Genomic DNA, 17,389 nt, shown 5'->3' on the forward strand with positions numbered 1-17,389 from the left:
CCCGATCCGGCCGCGATGTCCTATCTGGCGCTCATGGCGCGAACACCTGCCGGAACTCCCGAACACCCCCAGGGCACCGAACGTTTCAACGAGGAGCGGGCGACTTTCGCCCTGCGTGGCTCCGACCAGCCCGACTTGCAGGCCGGGGTAGAGGCGATCCGCGAGGTCGTGCGCACCTTGCCCGCGAAGCCCGGCGTCTATCGGATGCAGGATGCGCGCGGCGACGTGCTCTATGTCGGCAAGGCCCGCGTGCTGCGCAACCGCGTGACCAACTATACGCAGTGGGAGCGCCTGCCCGGCCGCCTCCAGCGCATGGTCAGCCAGACGCGCAGCATGACCATCGTCACCACCAATTCCGAGGCCGAGGCACTGCTGCTGGAAGCGCAGCTCATCAAGCGCTTCCGCCCCGCCTACAATGTGCTGCTGCGCGACGACAAATCGTTCCCTTTCATCCTGCTGCGCGCGGAACATGACTTCCCGCGCATCATGAAGCATCGCGGCGCGCGCAAGATGAAGGGCAATTATTACGGCCCCTTCGCCAGCGCCGGTTCGGTGAACACCACGATCAACGCGTTGCAGAAGCTGTTCCTGCTGCGGTCCTGCACCGACAGTTTCTTTGCACGGCGCGACCGGCCCTGCCTGCTCTACCAGATCAAGCGCTGCTCGGCGCCCTGCGTCGGGCGGATCGACGAGGCGGGCTACGGCGAACTGGTGAAGGAAGCCAAGGACTTCCTCGGCGGCAAGTCCGGCGCGGTGCAGAAGAAGATCGAGAGCCAGATGGCCGAAGCCGCCGAAGCGTTGGACTTCGAGCGCGCGGCGATGCTGCGCGACCGTCTGCGCGCGGCGACTTTCATCCAGGGCAGCCAGGCGATCAACGCCGAGGGCATGGACAGCGCCGACATCTTCGCGATGGCTTGCAAGAACGGCCAGATTGGCGTGCAGGCCTTCTTCATTCGCGGCGGGCAGAACTGGGGCCACCGCGCCTTCTTCCCGACCCATACCGAGGGTCTGTCCGAGGAAGAGGTGTTCCAGAGCTTTCTTGCCCAGTTCTATGAGGAAGTGCCGCCTTCGCGCACGATCCTGGTCGACCGCGAACTGCCCGAGGCCGAACTCATGGCCGAGGCTTTCCGCGAACTGGCAGGCGGCAAAGTCGAGATTTCGGTGCCCCAGCGCGGCAGCCGTCGCCGCCTGATGGATCAGGCCGTGCGCAATGCCGTGGAGGCGCTCGACCGCCGTATGGCCGAGCGCGGATCGCAGGCCAAGATCTGGCGCGAGATGGCGGAATTCCTCGAACTGCCGGACCTGCCGCAGCGCGTGGAAGTCTACGACAACTCGCACATTCAGGGCAGCAAGGCGGTCGGCGCGATGGTGGTGGCGGGGCCGGAGGGTTTCCTCACCAGCCAGTACCGCAAGTTCAACATCCGCGAGGCGCAGAGCAACGACGACTTCGCGATGATGCGCGAAGTCATGACCCGCCGTTTCGGTCGGGTGCAGGAGGAAGACCCGGAACGCGAGGGCGGCACCTGGCCGGACTTGGTGCTGATCGACGGTGGCAAGGGCCAGATGAGCGCGGTGAAGGACGCGTTGGAAGAACTCGGCATCGAGGACGTGAACCTGATCGCCATCGCCAAGGGGCCGAACCACGGCCGCGAGGGGCGCGAGGTGTTCCACTTCCCCGATGGGCGCGAGAAGATGCTGCCGGTCAATTCACCGCTGCTGTTCCATCTCCAGCGGTTGCGCGACGAGGTTCACCGCTTCGTCATCGGCGCGCACCGGGCCAAGCGCAGCCGGGCGATTACCGCCAGCCCGCTCGACGAGATCCCCGGCATCGGCCCGGCCCGCAAGCGCGCGCTGCTGCTGCATTTCGGCACCGCGGGGAAAGTGCGTGCGGCGAGCCTTGCGGACCTCCAGCGCGCGCCCGGCGTGAGTGCGGCGGTGGCGCAGACGATTTACGACTTCTACCATCCGAACGGTTGACCGCTTCCATACGAACAGCCGACTCCCATCGACGAACGACATGGGCGATGCGTGACACTGCGTGACCCTTGGCGCTAGGAATCGCGCATCCGCTTGCGCGCGCGACAATCCTCGCGACCATCACGTGCATCAGCCACAAAGCCGATTTCCCGGAGCTTCTGCCTCTCATGCGATCTTCCCTGCGTAACCTTGCCACGGCCGGTGCCGTGATTGCCTTTGCCGTTTCCGCGGCCTTCTCCTCGCAAGCCTTCGCCGCATCCGTGCCGCCCGCCGCCTCGGGTGCGCCGGTGCCGCTGGCCGAGACCGTGCCGAGCGACCTGCCGCGAAACGCCCGTCCCACGCACTACCGCATCGAAGTCGCCCCCGATGCCGAGAAGCTGACCTTCACCGGCCAGGTCTCGATCGACCTCATGGTGTTCACCGCGAGCGACTCGCTGACCCTGAACGGCAACGGCCTCGCCGTCTCCGCCGCGAAGCTGGTCGCCGAGAACGGCACGCAGATTGTGCTTCAGACCAGTGCCGACGAAAAGGCGCAGACCCTGCGCTTCGCCGCCGGAAAGGCCATCGCACCGGGCAAGTACCGCCTCGACGTGACGTATGCGGGCAAGATCGGCACGCAGCCCTCGGGCCTCTTCGCACTCGACTATCCCGACCGTCGCACCGGCAAGGACGTGCGCGGCATCTTCACCCAGTTCGAGGCGCCCGACGCCCGCCGCTTCGTCCCCAGCTTCGACGAACCCAGCTACAAGGCGACCTTCGACCTCACCGCCGTCGTCCCGGCCGACCGCATGGCGGTGAGCAACATGCCGGTGAAGGGCCAGGAAGTGCTCCCCGGCGGCCTCAAGCGCGTGACGTTCGCGACGACGCCGAAGATGAGTTCCTATCTGCTGTTCTTCGGCATGGGCGACTTCGAGCGCAGCGCCATGAAGGCCGCGGACGGCGTGGAAGTGGGCATCGTCTCGCCCACCGGCAGCGGCGCGAAGGCGGACTATGCCCGCGACGGCCTCGCCCAGATCCTGCCGTGGTTCGATGACTACTTCGGCGTGAAGTTCCCGCTGCCCAAGCTCGACAACATGGCCGCCCCCGGCTCGTCGCAGTTCTTCGGCGCGATGGAGAACTGGGGCGCGATCATGACCTTCGAGCGTATCCTGCTGCTCGATCCCGCCGTGACCAGCCCCTCGGGCAAGCAGAGCATCTACAGCGTCCAGGCCCACGAAACCGCGCATCAGTGGTTCGGCGATCTGGTGACGATGGCCTGGTGGGACGACATCTGGCTGAACGAAGGTTTTGCCAGCTGGATGGCCGACAAGGTCACCGATCACTTCAATCCCGATTGGAACTGGAAGCTGAACGGCATCGACGGCCGCGAAGGCGCCATGGCGCTCGACGCGCTGCCGACCACGCATCCGGTGGTGCAGAAGGTCCGCACCGTTTCCGAGATGGAACAGGCCTTCGATTCGATCACCTACCAGAAGGGGCAGGCGGTCATCTCGATGCTGGAGGACTACGTGAGCGCCGATACCTGGCGCGCGGGCATGCAGACCTACATGCGCAACCACGCCTACTCCAACACCAGCAGCCGCGACCTTTGGGCGGCGATGGAATCGGCGGGCGGCAAGGACGTGGACCTCATCGCCGAGTCCTTCACCCATACACCGGGCGTGCCGCTGCTGCGCGTAAACGTCTCGGCCTGCGCGGGCGGCAAGACCCGCCTCGACCTGACGCAGGACGCCTTCTCGCTCGATCCCTCGGCGCGAGGCGGAGAGAAGCCGACCTGGCCGATGCCGCTGCTGATCCGCGCCGGTAACGGCGAGCCGACGCGCCACCTGATGACCGGCCGGACCGAGAGCCTGACCGTCGACAGCTGCGATGCCGTGCTCGTGAACGCGGGTCAGCTCGGCTATTACCGCACGCTCTACAACGGCAAGGCGCTCGATGCGCTGATCTCCACTTTCGGCTCGCTTGCGTCGATCGACCAGTACGGGTTGCTGCGCGACAATCTCTCGCTGTCGCTGGCCGGTTATCAGGACATGTCGGCGGGCCTGCGCCTGCTGGCCTCGGTCCCCGGTACGACCGACGCGACGCTGGCAGGCAAGGTCGTCGGCCAGTGGGAAGGCGTCTACGGCCTGCTCGACGACGCCAAGGTCAAGGACAAGCTCGCCGCACGCATCTCGAAGACCTGGACGCCGCGCCTCGACAAGCTCGGCTTCGATCCGGTGGCGGGCGAACCGCTGACCGACACCAAGCTGCGCGCGCAGCTGATCGACACCCTCGGTTCCATCGGCGACAAGCGCGTCGTAGCCGAAGCGCGCCGCCGCCTCCAGGGCCTCGCCGCCGATCCCAAGTCGCTCGACGGCCCGCTCAAGGCGACCTGGCTTGGCGTCGCCGCGACCAACGCCACCCGCGCCGACTGGGACCTGCTGCGCCAGCAGGCCGCCAAGGCAGGCAGCTTCGTCGAACGCCAGCTCTACTACACCGACCTCGGCATGGCGCGCGACGAGGCGATCGCCAAGGATGCCCTCGCGCTCGCCATTTCCGGCACGCCGGACGCGACGAGCGCGTCGCAGATCATCGCCACGGTGGGCCGCGCGCACCCGGAAATGACCTTCGATTTCGTCCGCGAACATCAGGCGGCGATCGACGGGCTGATCGAACACTCGGGCCGCGCGCGCTTCTTCGCCCGCATCGTCGCGTCGAGCACGAACCCGGAGATGGTCGGCAAGATCGAGGCCTATGCCGCGACGCTTCCGGCCGACGAGGCGAAGCCGGTCGTGCAGGCTTTGACCGGACTGAAGGAACGTCTGGCCAATCGTCCGCGGCAGCGGGTCGAGGTGGCGGCTTGGGTCAAGAAGGCCAAGTAATGGAAGAGGAAGATTCCGGGGGATGATCCCCCGGACCCTCGGAATGTCGTCGTTGCGCACAACCTATCCGGTGCGCGCTCCTTGCGGCGCAGCCAATAAGTCTCCCGACGCAGCCATGAGCGCACAACGGATTTGGTCCGCGTGACCTGGACGGTAATTGGGGTGCAGGGGGGCTATGCTCCCCTGCTTCTCTTTTTACTTCCTGAACCTGCGAAGCACCCGCCAGGCCAAAGCCTTGCCCCGGTTCCGCGCAGGCCATCGCCCGGTCCGGCGCGGCGTCAGTCCAAGCCCCCGAAGCCACCCGTTGAACGCCCGCGCGTCCGCCTCGGCGAAGCTCCATTCCGAGCGCCAGGTGATCGACAGCGAAACCGAGGGCGCGGTGCCGTTGCGCACGAAGTGCGGCGCCATGACCGGCACGTAGACGGCCTCCTCCGGCGAGAGCGCGAATTCGGTCCCGCCGGGGAGCATGTCGTCGCGCCACTTGAGTTCGCGGCCGCCGCCGGTGTGATAGGTTTCGTGCACCAGGTCCGGCGCGAAGCGGGGATCGCCGGCGGGGAACTGGGTCATGACCTTGGTGCCGCGCAGTTGCAGCAGGATATTGTGCTCGGGGTCGAAGTGGTAGGGCGTGACGCCGCCTGCGGATGTGACGAAGGCGAAGGCCTGAAGCTTCATCATCCGGCCGGTCTTTGCTTCGATGGCGGGGCGCAGTTCGGCGAGGAGTTCTTCGAGCAGGCGGGCGTAGTCCGGGTGCTGTTCGATGTTCTTGACGACGGCCCAGGAGTTGGTCGTCTCGATCTCGCGGATGGTGCGGCCGATGGGAATGCCGGTGGGCGCGGGCTTGCCGTCGACGCCGAGGGGCTGGTTGCCGAAATTGTACTCGACCGAGGCGGCGGGCAGCGATTCCGCGAGGGCGGCCAGCGCTTCCAGCGCCATCAGCGGGTGATCGCCGAGGGCGTGGGTCAGCTTGTGCGGCACTTCGGGGTAGTTTGCGGCGAAGCGGGCGCGGGTTTCCTCGGGGAAGACGACGGTGCTTGCCGTTTTAGAGAACAGGTTCACGGGCGCTCTCCTGCGGGGCTGCGCGCGATCTCGGCGCGGACGAAGTGGCGGAACAGGCGGCGGCGGACAGGGCCGCCGATGGCGATGGAGAGGCGCGCCATGGTGCGGCGTTCGCGCCAGAGGTGGTCGATCATCGGATGATCGGCGGCGGCGCAGCTGTCGGTCCAGTCGATGTCCGACCGTTCGAGAATGCGGAGGTTTTCGCGCTGGAGCAGGACGCCGGGGGAGAAGCGGGAATAGTCCTCGTCGAAGGCGGTCTTGAAGGAATAGGCGCCCGGCGGGGTGAGGAAGCTGGCGAGCATGGCGATCGGGCGGCCGTCCAGCATGAGGGCGAGGCGTTCGAGGCGGCCGCGCTCGGCCGCGCCTTGCAGGCTGTCGCGGAAGAGGCTGTCGGTGGCGGTGTGGTTTGCGAGCGCGGAACCGGCCTTGCCTTTCCAGCCGGAGGCTTCGAGCGCGAGAAAGGCGTCGCACCATGCGGCCAGATCGTCCGCGTCGGTGCGCCGCTCTACTGCGAGCGTTCCGATTTCTGCAAGGCGGCTGACCTGACGGCGCAGTTCCTTGCGCTTCTTGCCGGAAAGCGAGGCTTCTAGATAGGCATCCGGTGCGAGGTCCGAGGCGAGCAGGGCGCGGTCTTCACGCAGGACCACTTCGGCGTGGCGGTGCTCATCCGTCAGCACTTGCGAAAGCGCGGCATGGAGCGGGCCTTCGAGCGGGATGCCGCGCAAGTGCAGGAACAGCGCCCGGCCTGCCGTGTCGTCCGCCCAGTCCAGCACTGCGCGCCAGAACAGGTCCTCCGCGCCGCGCCGGACCAGCGGAGCGCCGCAGAAACAGTTGTTGTGGAGCCAGCTTGCGAGGTTCGGCACCGGCCAGCGATAGTAGCGCGGGCTGCGCAGGATCGGCAGCAGTCCGGCAAGCTGTCCGCCCATTTCGAAGCGCAGGATCATGACGGCTTTGGTCCGCGGCAGGTGGCGCAGCGACGGCAGGAGATACCAGCTCTCGAAGAAGGGATTGGGTTCGCTGGCTTCGAGGGCGAGGCGGTCCCAGGCTGGAACTTCGGTTTCCAGCGTTCGCCATGGCACGCAGCGCAGCGACGGGGCCGCCGAGGCGGTCTCTTCGCGAACCGAATGGGCCTCTGGGTCGAACATGGTCTCGCCTGCTTATCCTCGGGGCGGTCTAGCGCATCGCTCTCAAGGAAGTGCTAACGCGGGCATGGAAAAGCCCCTGCGGATCGCTCCACCGGGGCCTTCTCTCGATTAGTTATGCTCAACCCGCCGCCAGCGCCGCCAGCAGCAGCAGGGCGACGATATTGGTGATCTTGATCATCGGGTTTACCGCAGGCCCGGCGGTGTCCTTGTAGGGATCGCCGACCGTATCGCCGGTCACGGCGGCCTTGTGGGCTTCCGAACCCTTGCCGCCGTGGTGACCGTCCTCGATGTACTTCTTGGCATTGTCCCAGGCGCCGCCACCCGAGGTCATCGAGAGCGCCACGAACAGCCCGCCCACGATCACGCCCAGCAGCAGGGCGCCGAGCGCCGCGAAGCCGTTTTCCGTGCCCGCGACGGCAGAGATGGCGAAGTAGACCACGATCGGCGCCAGCACCGGCAGCAGCGAGGGGATGATCATTTCCTTGATCGCGGCCTTGGTCACGAGGTCCACGGTCCGCGCGTAGTCGGGCTTGGACTCGTAGGTCATGATGCCGGGATTGGCCTTGAACTGCTCGCGCACGTCCTTGACCACGTCGCCCGCCGCGCGGCCCACGGCGGTCATGCCCATGGCCCCGAACAGGTAGGGCAGTAGCGCGCCGAGCAGCAGGCCGACGATGACGTAGGGGTTCTCCAGACTGAAATTGACGTTTAGGTCAGGGAAGAACTCCTTGAGGTCGGTGGTATAGGCGGCAAAGAGGACCAGCGCGGCAAGTCCGGCCGAGCCGATGGCATAGCCCTTGGTCACGGCCTTTGTGGTGTTCCCCACGGCATCGAGCGCGTCGGTCTTTTCGCGCACGGCGTCGTCGAGACCGGCCATTTCGGCGATGCCGCCCGCGTTGTCGGTGACCGGGCCATAGGCGTCGAGTGCGACGACCATGCCCGCCAGCGCCAGCATCGCGGTGGCCGCATAGGCGATGCCGAGCAGTCCGGCGAGCTGGTAGGCCACGATGATGCCCGCCACGATCACCAGCGTCGGCAGCGCCGTGGCCTCGAGGCTGATCGCGAGGCCCTGAATCACATTGGTGCCGTGGCCGGTTTCCGAGGCCTTGGCAATCGAGCGCACCGGGCGATAGCCGGTGCCGGTGTAATACTCGGTAATCCAGATGATGAGGCCGGTGATGACGAGGCCGAGCAGCGCGCAGTAGAACAGCGTACGGCCGGTGAAGCCGGTTTCGCCGATCGCCGCGTTGATGCCGCCGAGGGCATAGTCGATCGCCCACCAGATCGCCGGGATCGACAGCACCGCCGTGACGAGGAAGCCCTTGTACATGGCCCCCATGATGTTCTGCGAACTGCCTAGCCGCACGAAATAGGTGCCGACGATCGAGGTGACGATGCAGACGCCGCCGATCAGCAGCGGCAGCGCCATCAGGCCGGAGAAATTGTCGATGCCCTTCATGAGCAGGGCGGTGAGCACCATCGTTGCGCCGACGGTGACGACATACGTCTCGAACAGGTCGGCGGCCATGCCGGCGCAGTCGCCCACGTTGTCGCCCACGTTGTCGGCGATGACGGCAGGGTTGCGCGGGTCGTCCTCGGGAATGCCCGCCTCGACCTTGCCGACGAGGTCGGCGCCGACGTCGGCCGCCTTGGTGAAGATGCCGCCGCCGAGGCGCGCGAAGATCGAGATCAGCGAGGCGCCGAAGGCGAGGGCGGTAAGGCCCTGAACCACCGTGCGGTCCTCTCCGCCGACGTCATGCCCGCCGGGGCCGGTCAGATACCAGTAGAACACCGCGATGGCGAGCAGCGCCAGCCCCGCCACCAGCATGCCGGTGATGGCGCCCGCGCGGAAAGCCAGTGTCAGGCCCTGTTGCAGGCCGGTCTGCGCGGCGGCGGCGGTGCGCACGTTCGAGCGGACCGAGATGTTCATGCCGATGAACCCGGCGACGCCCGACAGGATCGCGCCGATGACGAAGCCGATGGCCGAGACCGTCCCCAGCGTGACGACGATGATGAGCGCCACGACGATGCCGACTATGGCGATCGTGGAATACTGGCGCTTGAGGTAGGCCTGCGCGCCTTCCTGAATGGCGGCGGCGATTTCCTGCATCTTTTCGTTGCCGGCCGGAGAGCCGAGCACTTGGCGGCTGGTGACGAAGCCATAGAGAATGGCCAGAAGCCCCAGGACAATTGCGATCGTGACTGGATTCACAAAACGCCCCCTTTTTCCCAACGATGTATCGACGGGTTCTCCCGCTCTGAAGGTAAAGGGCTATAGACAAGCGCGATTACTGGCAAGCGACTTCGTTTGCGGGCGATTTTTCGGGATGAGGGAGGGGCGGTCGGTGTCGAGCAGTTCGATCACGCCCTTCCTCGTCATCCTGAACTTGTTTCAGGATCCATGGTGCCGGAAGCCCGGTTACTATGTTCACCAACCGAGGGCGCAGCTTGCTGTACTACGCTCTGGTTTCAGCGGCGCGATGGATCCTGAAACAAGTTCAGGATGACGGTAGGAGATGCAGGGTGCAACCGTTGCTTCGTATCGGTATCGCTTGTGGGCGTACGGGTGATCGGGCATCGACAATGCTATGATACTGGAAGACCGGCTTCATGAAACAATAGTTGCTGTTGGGTCAGTCATGGCCGACGCTCACGAGCCTTGGTGGATTATTTCCGGTGCCGCTGCGGCGATCTACGGTGCACATCCAATCACAGTTTCAGATGTGGATGTTCTGGTGAGCGCCGGTGACGCCCTGCGCATATTTCCTCGGCTCGGCATCGAACGGGCCGCACCTTCGGACCATCCGCGTTTCCGCTCCGAAATATTTGGTCAGTGGACCAAGTCTGCGTTGATTGTGGAGTTCATGGCAAACTTCAAATTATGCGAACCAGACGGTGTTTGGCGTCTCGTGAGGCCAACAACGCGCCGCCAGATGACGGTGGGGGACACGATGGTTTACGTTCCGGAGCTGTTGGAGCTTCGCGATATGTTTCGGAAGTTCGGTCGCGCCAAGGATCGGGTTCGCATCGAACTACTCAATCAGCTTCGGTAAGTATCTCGCATGGGTGTCGGATTTCATGCATGGCAACGCCCAGAACACCGCGCCCTCAGTGCTGATACCCCAGCCTCTCCGGCAGCGGGACCGGCGCGCCGTTCCATTCCAGCGCGATGCCGCTGCCGTCCGTCACCGTGCCGATGGCATGGACGCGGGTGCCGAGCGCCTTGGCGGCGGCGCGTATGTAGGCGCTGTTCACGGGCGGAGCGGTGAACAGCAGGACGTAGTCGTCACCCGCCGTCATGGCCGAGATCCGCTTGTCGAGATTGTCGCCCAGCGTGGCGACGAAAGCGCGGGAGAGCGGGACATCCTCGGCGTCAATGACGACCGCGACGCCGCTGGCCTCGGCCATGCGACGGGCATCAACGAGAAGGCCGTCGGACACGTCCATCATCGCCGTCGTCAGCGGGGCCAATGCAACGCCCAGCGCCGGTTCCGGCATCGGGCGGCGGTAGCGGTCGGTCAGCCAGGCGGCCTGTGGAGTCTGTACCTTGCTGCCCGAAGTGAGCAGTTCGAGGCCGAGGCCGGAATCGCCCAGAGTGCCGCTCACCCAGATGAGATCGCCGCTCTGGGCGCCGCTGCGCGAGGGCACCGGGCAGTCCTCGGGGCCGCGGCCCAGTGCCGTCAGCGAGAAGCTGCGCGCCGAGCCTTGCGGCATGCGCACGGTATCGCCGCCGAGCAGCGGCAGGTGGAAATGACGGCAGGCCAGTTCCGTTCCGGCGAGGAAGGCGCGGTCCCACTCATCGTCGCCGAGCGCGTGCGACTTGAGGCAGCCGAGCGGCTCGGCGCCCTTGGCAGCAAGGTCCGAGGCATTCACGGCGACGAGCTTCCAGGCGACGTCCTCGGCCGGATCGTCAGGCAGGAAGTGGACGCCCTCGACAAGGGTGTCCATCGTCAACACCAGCTTCTCGCCGCCAAGTTCGAGCACGGCGGCATCGTCCGCAAGACCCCGTGCGGCGGGGCTTACGGCAATGGCGCGCAAGGCGTCGATGAAGGCGAATTCGCGGGTCATGACGTGACAATGGGCCCCGCGGGGCCCATTGTCGAGATCACGCGTGCGCGGTCATGCCGCGCACAATAGGTGCAGCAATTCCGGGGGTGCAGCAATTCAGCGGACGTCTTTCGCCACGGCGTCGAGCACGCCATTGACGAACTTCGCCTCGCGCGCGTCGAAGAAGGCGTGGGCGACGTCGAGATATTCGCCGATCGCCGCGCCCGTCGGCACGTCGGCGCGGGCGAGCAGTTCGTAGACACCGGCGCGCAGGATCTGCAGCATGGTCTTGTCGAGACGGGCGAGCGACCAGCCCTCGGCCAGCTTGGCGGAGAGCAGTTCGTCGATCTCGTCGCGACGGGCGATCACGCCCTTCACCACGTCGTCGAAGAAGGCGACTTCGGCCTTGGCGTACTGGTCCTCGTCGATTTCCGCGCCGAGCCGATGGCGGTGGAATTCGTCGAGCAGGATGGCCTGCGCCGTGCCTTCCATCTCGAACTGGTAGAGGGCCTGAACGGCGGCGAGGCGCGCGGCGGAGCGGGCCTGCTTGGAATTGGGCTTGGAATTGCTCATCGGGAAAGTCTCACGGAAATGGAGCGCGCGTGCGCGGGAAGCCCTTCGGCATCGGCAAGGGCAACGGCGGCGGGGCCGATGGCCTCAAGCGCCGCCTGGTCGAGCTGGATGAAGCTGGTGCGCTTCATGAAATCGAGCACGGAAAGCCCCGAGGCGAACCGCGCGCGCCGCCCGGTGGGCAGCACGTGGTTGGGTCCGGCGACGTAATCGCCGACCGCTTCGGGGGTCATGCGGCCGAGGAACACCGATCCGGCGTGGCGGATCTGGCGGAACAGGCTTTCGGGATCGTCGGTGGCGATCTCGACGTGCTCGGCGGCGAGGGCATCGGCCAGCGCCGGGGCCTCGTCGAAGCTGTCGACGACGACGATCACGCCGTAGTCGTTCCACGACTGGCGCGCGGTCGCCTCGGTAGCGAGGGCGGAGAGTTCGATCTCCACCGCCTCGGCCACGGCCTCGGCATAGGCGGCATCGTCGGTGATGAGGATCGACTGCGAAGTGGGGTCATGCTCGGCCTGGCTGAGGAGGTCGGCGGCGATGTGGCGGGGATCGTTCTTCGCGTCGGCGATCACCAGGATTTCGCTGGGCCCTGCCACCATGTCGATGCCGACGACGCCGTAGAGCTGGCGCTTGGCTTCGGCCACCCAGGCATTGCCGGGGCCGGTCACGACATCGACGGCGGCGATCCGCTCGGTGCCATAGGCCAGCGCGCCCACGGCATGGGCGCCGCCCACGCGCCAGACTTCATCGACACCGGCAAGGTGCGCGGCGGCGAGGACGAGCGTATTGACTTCGCCCTTGGGGGTTGGCGTGACGACGACCAGTCGCTCGACGCCTGCGACCTTGGCGGGGATCGCGTTCATCAGCATCGACGAGGGATAGGCCGCGCGGCCGCCCGGCACATAGAGCCCGGCGGCATCGACCGCGCGCCACACCGCGCCGAGGCGCACGCCCGCTGCATCGGTATAGTCGCGGTTCTCGGGAAGCTGGGCGGCGTGATAGGCGCGGATGCGCTCCGCTGCGAGTTCTAGGGCGCTCCGGAGTTCGGGCGTCAGCGCCTCGAAGGCGGCGCGGCAGGTCTCGGCGTCGATGCGCCAGCCGGTCTGGTCGAGATCGTGGCCGTCGAAGCGGGCGGTGTAGTCGGCGAGGGCGGCGTCACCCCGCTCACGCACGGCGGCGAGGATATCGGCCACGTCGCGCGCAACATCCGTCGCGCTCTCGCGGCGGTCGGCGACGACACGCTGGAAGGCCTCGGCAAACCCGGCGTCCTTGCTGGAAAGGCGCTGCATCAGGCGGCGGCTTTCCGTTCGGCCACCAGGGCGCGGAAGGCATCGACCAGCGCGGCGACGCGATCGTCGGTCTTCAGCGCGGCGCGGTTGACGATCAGGCGCGCGGAGATGTCGAGAATGCGGCTCGTTTCGACGAGGCCATTTTCCTTGAGGGTGCGCCCCGTGGAGACGAGATCGACGATGCGGCTCGACAGGCCAAGCGAAGGCGCCAGTTCCATCGCCCCGTTCAGCTTCACCACTTCGGCCTGCACGCCCAGCTTCTCGTAGTGCTTGCGCGTGAGGTTCGGATACTTGCTGGCGACCCGCAAGTGCGAGGGCAGGGCGCCGCCCACTTCGCCTTCGCGCTCGGCGACCGACAGGCGGCAATGGCCGATATCGAGGTCGACCGGGGCGTAGAGGTCGGGATAGGCGAACTCTTCCACCACGTCCGAGCCGACGATGCCCACTTGCGCCGCGCCATGCGCCACGAACGTCGCCACATCGAATGCGCGCACGCGGATCAGGCGCATGTCGCTGTTCTCGCACGCAAAAGAGAGCGCGCGGGACTTCTTGTCGTGGAACTCCGCCTCGGGCACCACGCCTGCACGCGCCATCAGCGGCAGCGCTTCGTCGAGGATTCTGCCCTTGGGCACGGCGAATGTCAGGGTTGTCGGCATGGTGCGCGCATTTAGGCTGGCATTGCTGAAAGGGCAACCGGGATAAGAATCCCGGTCTCGATCACTCTCCGGGGGCGCGGGCCTTGATGGCGATGGCGTGGACGCGCTGGCCGGGAATATCGCCAAGCGCGGCATTGACGAGGCGCTGGCGCTGGAGGCGCGAAACGCCTGCGAAGGCAGCGCTTTCGATTTCGATGGTGAAGTGCGATTCGCCGGTGCCGTCATCGCCCATATGGCCCGCGTGACTGGCGGAATCGTTGATGACATCAAGGCGGGTGGGGGCGAAGGCGGCTTCGAGAAGCCGCTGCATTTCCTGTGCGATCGGTCCGGTCATGGCTTCCATTTAGGCGCTCGATCCCCCATCTGGAAGCCGGTGAGACATTCTAGATTTCATGGCAGGGTCGAATCCGGTGGTCGCGTGTGCAACTGGCCGGGGTGCGAGGAGGCGGGCGAGTTCCGCGCGCCGGGCGCGCGCCTGCCCGGTTTCGACGGCCCGGGCGACTACCGCTGGTTCTGCCTCGATCACATCCGCGAGTTCAATGCGGGATACGATTATTTCGACGGGATGAGCGCGGAGGAAATCTTCCGCGCACAGTCCCCGCTCCACGGCTGGGAGGCGCAGAGCCGCGCGTTCCGCCCCGATGCGGGCGTGGACGGCACTCCGCGCTGGGCCGATTTCGCCGACCCGCTGGAGGCGATCAGCGGCCGCGCGAAAGCGCATATGCGGCAGCGGCAGGCCGACATGAAGCCGGATAACGCTCGCTTCAATCCCGAGGAGCGCCGCGCGCTCGGCGTGCTGGGTCTCGATGACAACATCGACAGCAAGGCGCTGCGGCTGCGCTATACGCGGCTGCTGCGCCAGTATCACCCCGATCACAACGGCGGCGACCACAGCCGGGCCTCACGCCTGCAGGGTGTGGTGGAGGCCTATCAGCTTCTGCGTAAATCGTCTGCGCTAGCCTGAAAAGAAAAAGGAAAGTCGGTTTCGTCGTTAGCGACCTATCGGATGGATAGTTTTAAGATTCTGTTGCAAATTTTATTTTCGACACCATCTTATGCCGATCGGGAAATATTCGCGCTGTAGGCAGATTTCCGACAGAGAGTCATCGTGCTCCCGCTTACGCAGTGGAGCCATGCCATGACACTTGCACGCTTTTCCATCGTATCTTTCCGCATCGAAGGGGGCGCAGGACAATGAGCCGCGCCATCAACTTTACGCTTCCTCAGGACGAAGTGCTCGCCGCTTGCGAGAAATTTTCCGTGACGGTCAGTGCCATAGAAGCGCTGCCTTCCGGGGGGACGCACCTGGTATGCGTTCGGGAGGAAGGTGCGGATGAGATGCGTCTGCGGTTGAAGACGCATATCCTCGCTGGTGTCGTCCGCCGTTTCCCTTTCTACCGCGCGAGAGGCCCCTGGTAAGTCGCTGGAGCGAATTCGCGAGATGTAAGAGACTGGGTGGCCGGGTTCAGACTTTCTCGTTCTCGCAGATTTCCGCGAGTTGGTCGGCGCAGGCGCCCCAGCCGTCTGCGAAGCCCATCTCTTCGTGCATCTTGCGATCTTCCTCGCGCCAGTGGCGGGCGCTGGCGGTGTAGCGGGTGCCATCGCCTTCGGGAGCTATCTCCCAGATGCCGATCATGAAGGGACCCGCAGGCTGGAAGTCGCCGGTGACTGCATCCGTGGTCACGAAGCGGCGGCCTTCGTCGTAGGCCAAGTAAATGCCGTTCTGCGGCGCGACTTCGCCGTCGGGGCCGTACATCGTCATCCGGCAGACGCCGCCGGGGCGGCGGTCCTGTTCGTCGATCTCGACGCGCCAGGGGCGGGGGCACCACCAGTCTTCCTGCCGGTTGACCATGACGTCCCAGACTTGCTCGGCCGGGGCGGCGATGTAGCGGGTGATCGAGAGTTCGTTATCCGTATCGCTCATGCAGTCTCTCCTCAATCGCGGTCAGGTGCGCCGAGCGGGAAGTAGGAACGGAAGGGCCGGGCATCCTCGACGCAGCGCGCGACCGGCGGCAGGGCCAGCAGATGGGCTCGCCACGCGCGCAGGCGCGGGCGGTCCTCGGGGATCGGGTGGACCCAGTCGGCATAGAACAGCGAGGGCGCCGCCGCGCACTCGATCAGCGAGATCTGGTCCATCTGCGGATAGAACCGGAGCCAGCCTTCCAGCCAGGCATAGACCCGGTCGAGCTGAGTCCGTGCCTCCGCGCAGCGGGTCTGGTCGGGATCGGCGGCATCGCGGATATATTCGTTCACCACGATCTGCATCACGTTCATGACGTAGTTGTCGAAGACCCGGTCGAGCATGCGGACGGCCGTCGCCGCGTCTGGATCCTCAGGGATCAGCATGCCCGGCGAGACATGGTGCCGGTCGAGGTACTCGATGATCGAGGTCGCCTCGAACAGCAGGCTCTCGCCGTCGCGCATGACGGGGAACTTGCCGAGCGGCCCGGCCATCTGCACGACTTCGGCGTGGTCCGGATGGTCCTGGTCGAGGATCCGGAACGCGAAAGGCACATCATAGGCGTAGAGCGGGATCAGCGCCTTCCAGGTGTAGGATGAGAAAGGATGGCCGAAGAGTTCGAGGCTTGGCTCCGGGGTCATGCAGGGGTTCCGGCAACTGCGGCCTCGATCGCGGCGATGTCGATCTTGCGCATCGTCATCATCGCTTCCATGCCCCGCTTCGCCGCCGCGCGGTCGGGGTTGGTAAGGGAATCACTGAGCGCCTTGGGAGTGATCTGCCAGGAAAGGCCCCACTTGTCCTTGCACCAACCGCACATGCTTTCCGCGCCGCCGTTGCCGACGATAGCGTTCCAGTAGCGGTCGGTCTCTTCCTGGGTCATGGTCTCGACCTGGAAGGAGAAAGCCTCGGAATGGTGGAATGTCGGTCCGCCGTTGAGGCCGATGCATTCGATGCCCATGACCGTGAACTCCACGGTGATCACATCACCCGCCTTGCCGTCCGGGTAATCGGTGGGCGACTGGACGACGCGGGTGACACGAGTATCGGGAAAGACCGAAGCGTAGAAGTTCGCCGCTTCCTCGGCGGCGCCGTCGTACCAGAGGCAGACGCGGTTTTTCGCGCTCATTTCTTCATCTCCCCGATCAGGGTGTTGTCCACCGCCTTGGCGGCCTTGTAGGCCTCGCGTTCCTGAAGCCGTTCGGCATAGGCGACGAAGGCCGGGCGCGGGGGCATCGTGCCGAACGTCAGGCCCCAATCCACCGCACTGCCGACGTAGACGTCGGCCATCGTGAAGCGATCGCCGCAGACGTACTTCGCCTGCTCGAAATGGCTCTCCAGCGTGTTCATCGTGCGCTCGAAGCTGCCCCAGCCGGCCATCATCTCCTGCTCGGGCAGGGGTTCGCACTTGAAATGGCGCGAGGTGATCGCCTGTTCGACCGGACCGGAAGCGAAAAAGGTCCAGCGGTAATAGTCGGCCATCTCGTTGTCGCCCGGCAGCAGGCCCGCCTCGGGGTGCATTTCGGCAAGATAGAGGCAGATCGCCGCGGCCTCGGTGACGGTGCGGTCGCCACCCTCGGCGTGGTGGACGATCGTGGGCACTTTGCCCATGGGGTTCACGGCGAGGAACGTGGAGGGTTTGTCCTTCCAGTCGATCAGCACCTGCCGGTAGTCGGCCCCGACCTCGTGGAGCGCCCAGCGGGCGATCTGACCGCGCGACATCGGATTGGTGTAGAAGGTGTAGTCGGCCATGATCCCTGCTCCATCGTCCTGTCTTGTTGTAGAACAATCCTAGAACATTGCTCCGCCGTCAATGGCCCCTTTTATCCTG

17 protein-coding genes are annotated in these 17,389 nt (G+C 65.8%); 5 read left to right on the forward strand and 12 right to left on the reverse strand.

From position 1 onward, the window contains the following. Positions 1 to 15: 15 nt before the first annotated feature. A complete protein-coding gene (gene uvrC, locus AC4D6D_RS08230) occupies positions 16 to 1,977 on the forward strand; it encodes an excinuclease ABC subunit UvrC (RefSeq protein ID WP_491324899.1) in 1,962 nt (653 codons plus the stop codon). A gap of 167 nt (positions 1,978 to 2,144) precedes the next feature. Then, positions 2,145 to 4,838 carry a M1 family metallopeptidase gene (locus AC4D6D_RS08235; protein ID WP_491324900.1) on the forward strand — a complete coding sequence of 898 codons (2,694 nt, stop codon included), beginning with the start codon at positions 2,145 to 2,147 and terminating at the stop codon, positions 4,836 to 4,838. A gap of 195 nt (positions 4,839 to 5,033) precedes the next feature. Here the strand turns inward: AC4D6D_RS08235 and AC4D6D_RS08240 are convergent, their stop codons facing one another. The 3 genes from AC4D6D_RS08240 to AC4D6D_RS08250 form a co-directional block, all read right to left on the reverse strand. Continuing rightward, the gene (locus AC4D6D_RS08240; RefSeq protein ID WP_491324901.1) at positions 5,034 to 5,894 is read right to left on the reverse strand and encodes a transcriptional regulator; all 861 of its coding nucleotides are present in this window, start codon (positions 5,892 to 5,894) and stop codon (positions 5,034 to 5,036) included. Then, complete coding sequence (locus AC4D6D_RS08245; protein WP_491324902.1) at positions 5,891 to 7,039, reverse strand: GNAT family N-acetyltransferase; 1,149 nt, start codon at positions 7,037 to 7,039, stop codon at positions 5,891 to 5,893. Before AC4D6D_RS08245 ends, AC4D6D_RS08240 begins: the two co-directional genes overlap by 4 nt. 118 nt (positions 7,040 to 7,157) lie before the next feature. Then, on the reverse strand, positions 7,158 to 9,251 hold the full coding sequence (locus tag AC4D6D_RS08250; RefSeq protein WP_491324903.1) for a sodium-translocating pyrophosphatase: 2,094 nt from the start codon (positions 9,249 to 9,251) through the stop codon (positions 7,158 to 7,160). Positions 9,252 to 9,678: 427 nt separating this feature from the next. Here AC4D6D_RS08250 and AC4D6D_RS08255 point away from each other — a divergent pair, with 427 nt between their 5' ends. Beyond that, positions 9,679 to 10,092: a hypothetical protein gene (locus AC4D6D_RS08255; protein WP_491324904.1), complete on the forward strand. Its 414-nt coding sequence runs from the start codon at positions 9,679 to 9,681 to the stop codon at positions 10,090 to 10,092. A 55-nt stretch (positions 10,093 to 10,147) separates the two neighbouring features. Here AC4D6D_RS08255 and thiL read toward each other — a convergent pair whose 3' ends face one another. From thiL to AC4D6D_RS08280, 5 genes are all read right to left on the reverse strand, one after another. Next, complete coding sequence (gene thiL / locus AC4D6D_RS08260; protein ID WP_491324905.1) at positions 10,148 to 11,107, reverse strand: thiamine-phosphate kinase; 960 nt, start codon at positions 11,105 to 11,107, stop codon at positions 10,148 to 10,150. A gap of 96 nt (positions 11,108 to 11,203) precedes the next feature. Continuing rightward, a complete protein-coding gene (nusB, locus tag AC4D6D_RS08265) occupies positions 11,204 to 11,659 on the reverse strand; it encodes a transcription antitermination factor NusB (protein WP_491324906.1) in 456 nt (151 codons plus the stop codon). Then, the gene (gene hisD / locus AC4D6D_RS08270) at positions 11,656 to 12,945 is read right to left on the reverse strand and encodes a histidinol dehydrogenase (RefSeq protein ID WP_491324907.1); all 1,290 of its coding nucleotides are present in this window, start codon (positions 12,943 to 12,945) and stop codon (positions 11,656 to 11,658) included. The genes nusB and hisD overlap by 4 nt, the downstream gene beginning before the upstream one ends. Beyond that, positions 12,945 to 13,601: an ATP phosphoribosyltransferase gene (gene hisG / locus AC4D6D_RS08275; protein ID WP_147219730.1), complete on the reverse strand. Its 657-nt coding sequence runs from the start codon at positions 13,599 to 13,601 to the stop codon at positions 12,945 to 12,947. Before hisG ends, hisD begins: the two co-directional genes overlap by 1 nt. Before the next feature lie 61 nt (positions 13,602 to 13,662). Next, entirely contained in the window at positions 13,663 to 13,935 is a 273-nt protein-coding gene (locus AC4D6D_RS08280) for a BolA family protein (RefSeq protein WP_491324908.1), read from the reverse strand. Positions 13,936 to 13,974: 39 nt separating this feature from the next. Between AC4D6D_RS08280 and AC4D6D_RS08285 the strand changes: the two genes are divergently transcribed. Further along, complete coding sequence (locus tag AC4D6D_RS08285) at positions 13,975 to 14,565, forward strand: DnaJ domain-containing protein (protein ID WP_147219728.1); 591 nt, start codon at positions 13,975 to 13,977, stop codon at positions 14,563 to 14,565. 230 nt (positions 14,566 to 14,795) lie between these two features. Beyond that, on the forward strand, positions 14,796 to 15,020 hold the full coding sequence (locus tag AC4D6D_RS08290; protein ID WP_147219727.1) for a hypothetical protein: 225 nt from the start codon (positions 14,796 to 14,798) through the stop codon (positions 15,018 to 15,020). Between the two features lie 46 nt (positions 15,021 to 15,066). On the opposite strand, the gene AC4D6D_RS08295 is transcribed toward AC4D6D_RS08290, so the two are convergent. The 4 genes from AC4D6D_RS08295 to AC4D6D_RS08310 are packed head-to-tail and all read right to left on the reverse strand — an operon-like array spanning position 15,067 to position 17,310. Next, on the reverse strand, positions 15,067 to 15,525 hold the full coding sequence (locus AC4D6D_RS08295; protein WP_147219726.1) for an SRPBCC family protein: 459 nt from the start codon (positions 15,523 to 15,525) through the stop codon (positions 15,067 to 15,069). An 11-nt stretch (positions 15,526 to 15,536) separates the two neighbouring features. Beyond that, complete coding sequence (locus tag AC4D6D_RS08300; protein WP_491324909.1) at positions 15,537 to 16,202, reverse strand: glutathione S-transferase family protein; 666 nt, start codon at positions 16,200 to 16,202, stop codon at positions 15,537 to 15,539. Further along, on the reverse strand, positions 16,199 to 16,687 hold the full coding sequence (locus AC4D6D_RS08305) for a VOC family protein (RefSeq protein WP_491324910.1): 489 nt from the start codon (positions 16,685 to 16,687) through the stop codon (positions 16,199 to 16,201). Before AC4D6D_RS08305 ends, AC4D6D_RS08300 begins: the two co-directional genes overlap by 4 nt. Then, complete coding sequence (locus AC4D6D_RS08310) at positions 16,684 to 17,310, reverse strand: glutathione S-transferase family protein (protein WP_491324911.1); 627 nt, start codon at positions 17,308 to 17,310, stop codon at positions 16,684 to 16,686. The genes AC4D6D_RS08305 and AC4D6D_RS08310 overlap by 4 nt, the downstream gene beginning before the upstream one ends. Between the last annotated feature and the right edge of the window lie 79 nt (positions 17,311 to 17,389).

Source organism: Novosphingobium sp. BF6 (genome assembly GCF_058273105.1).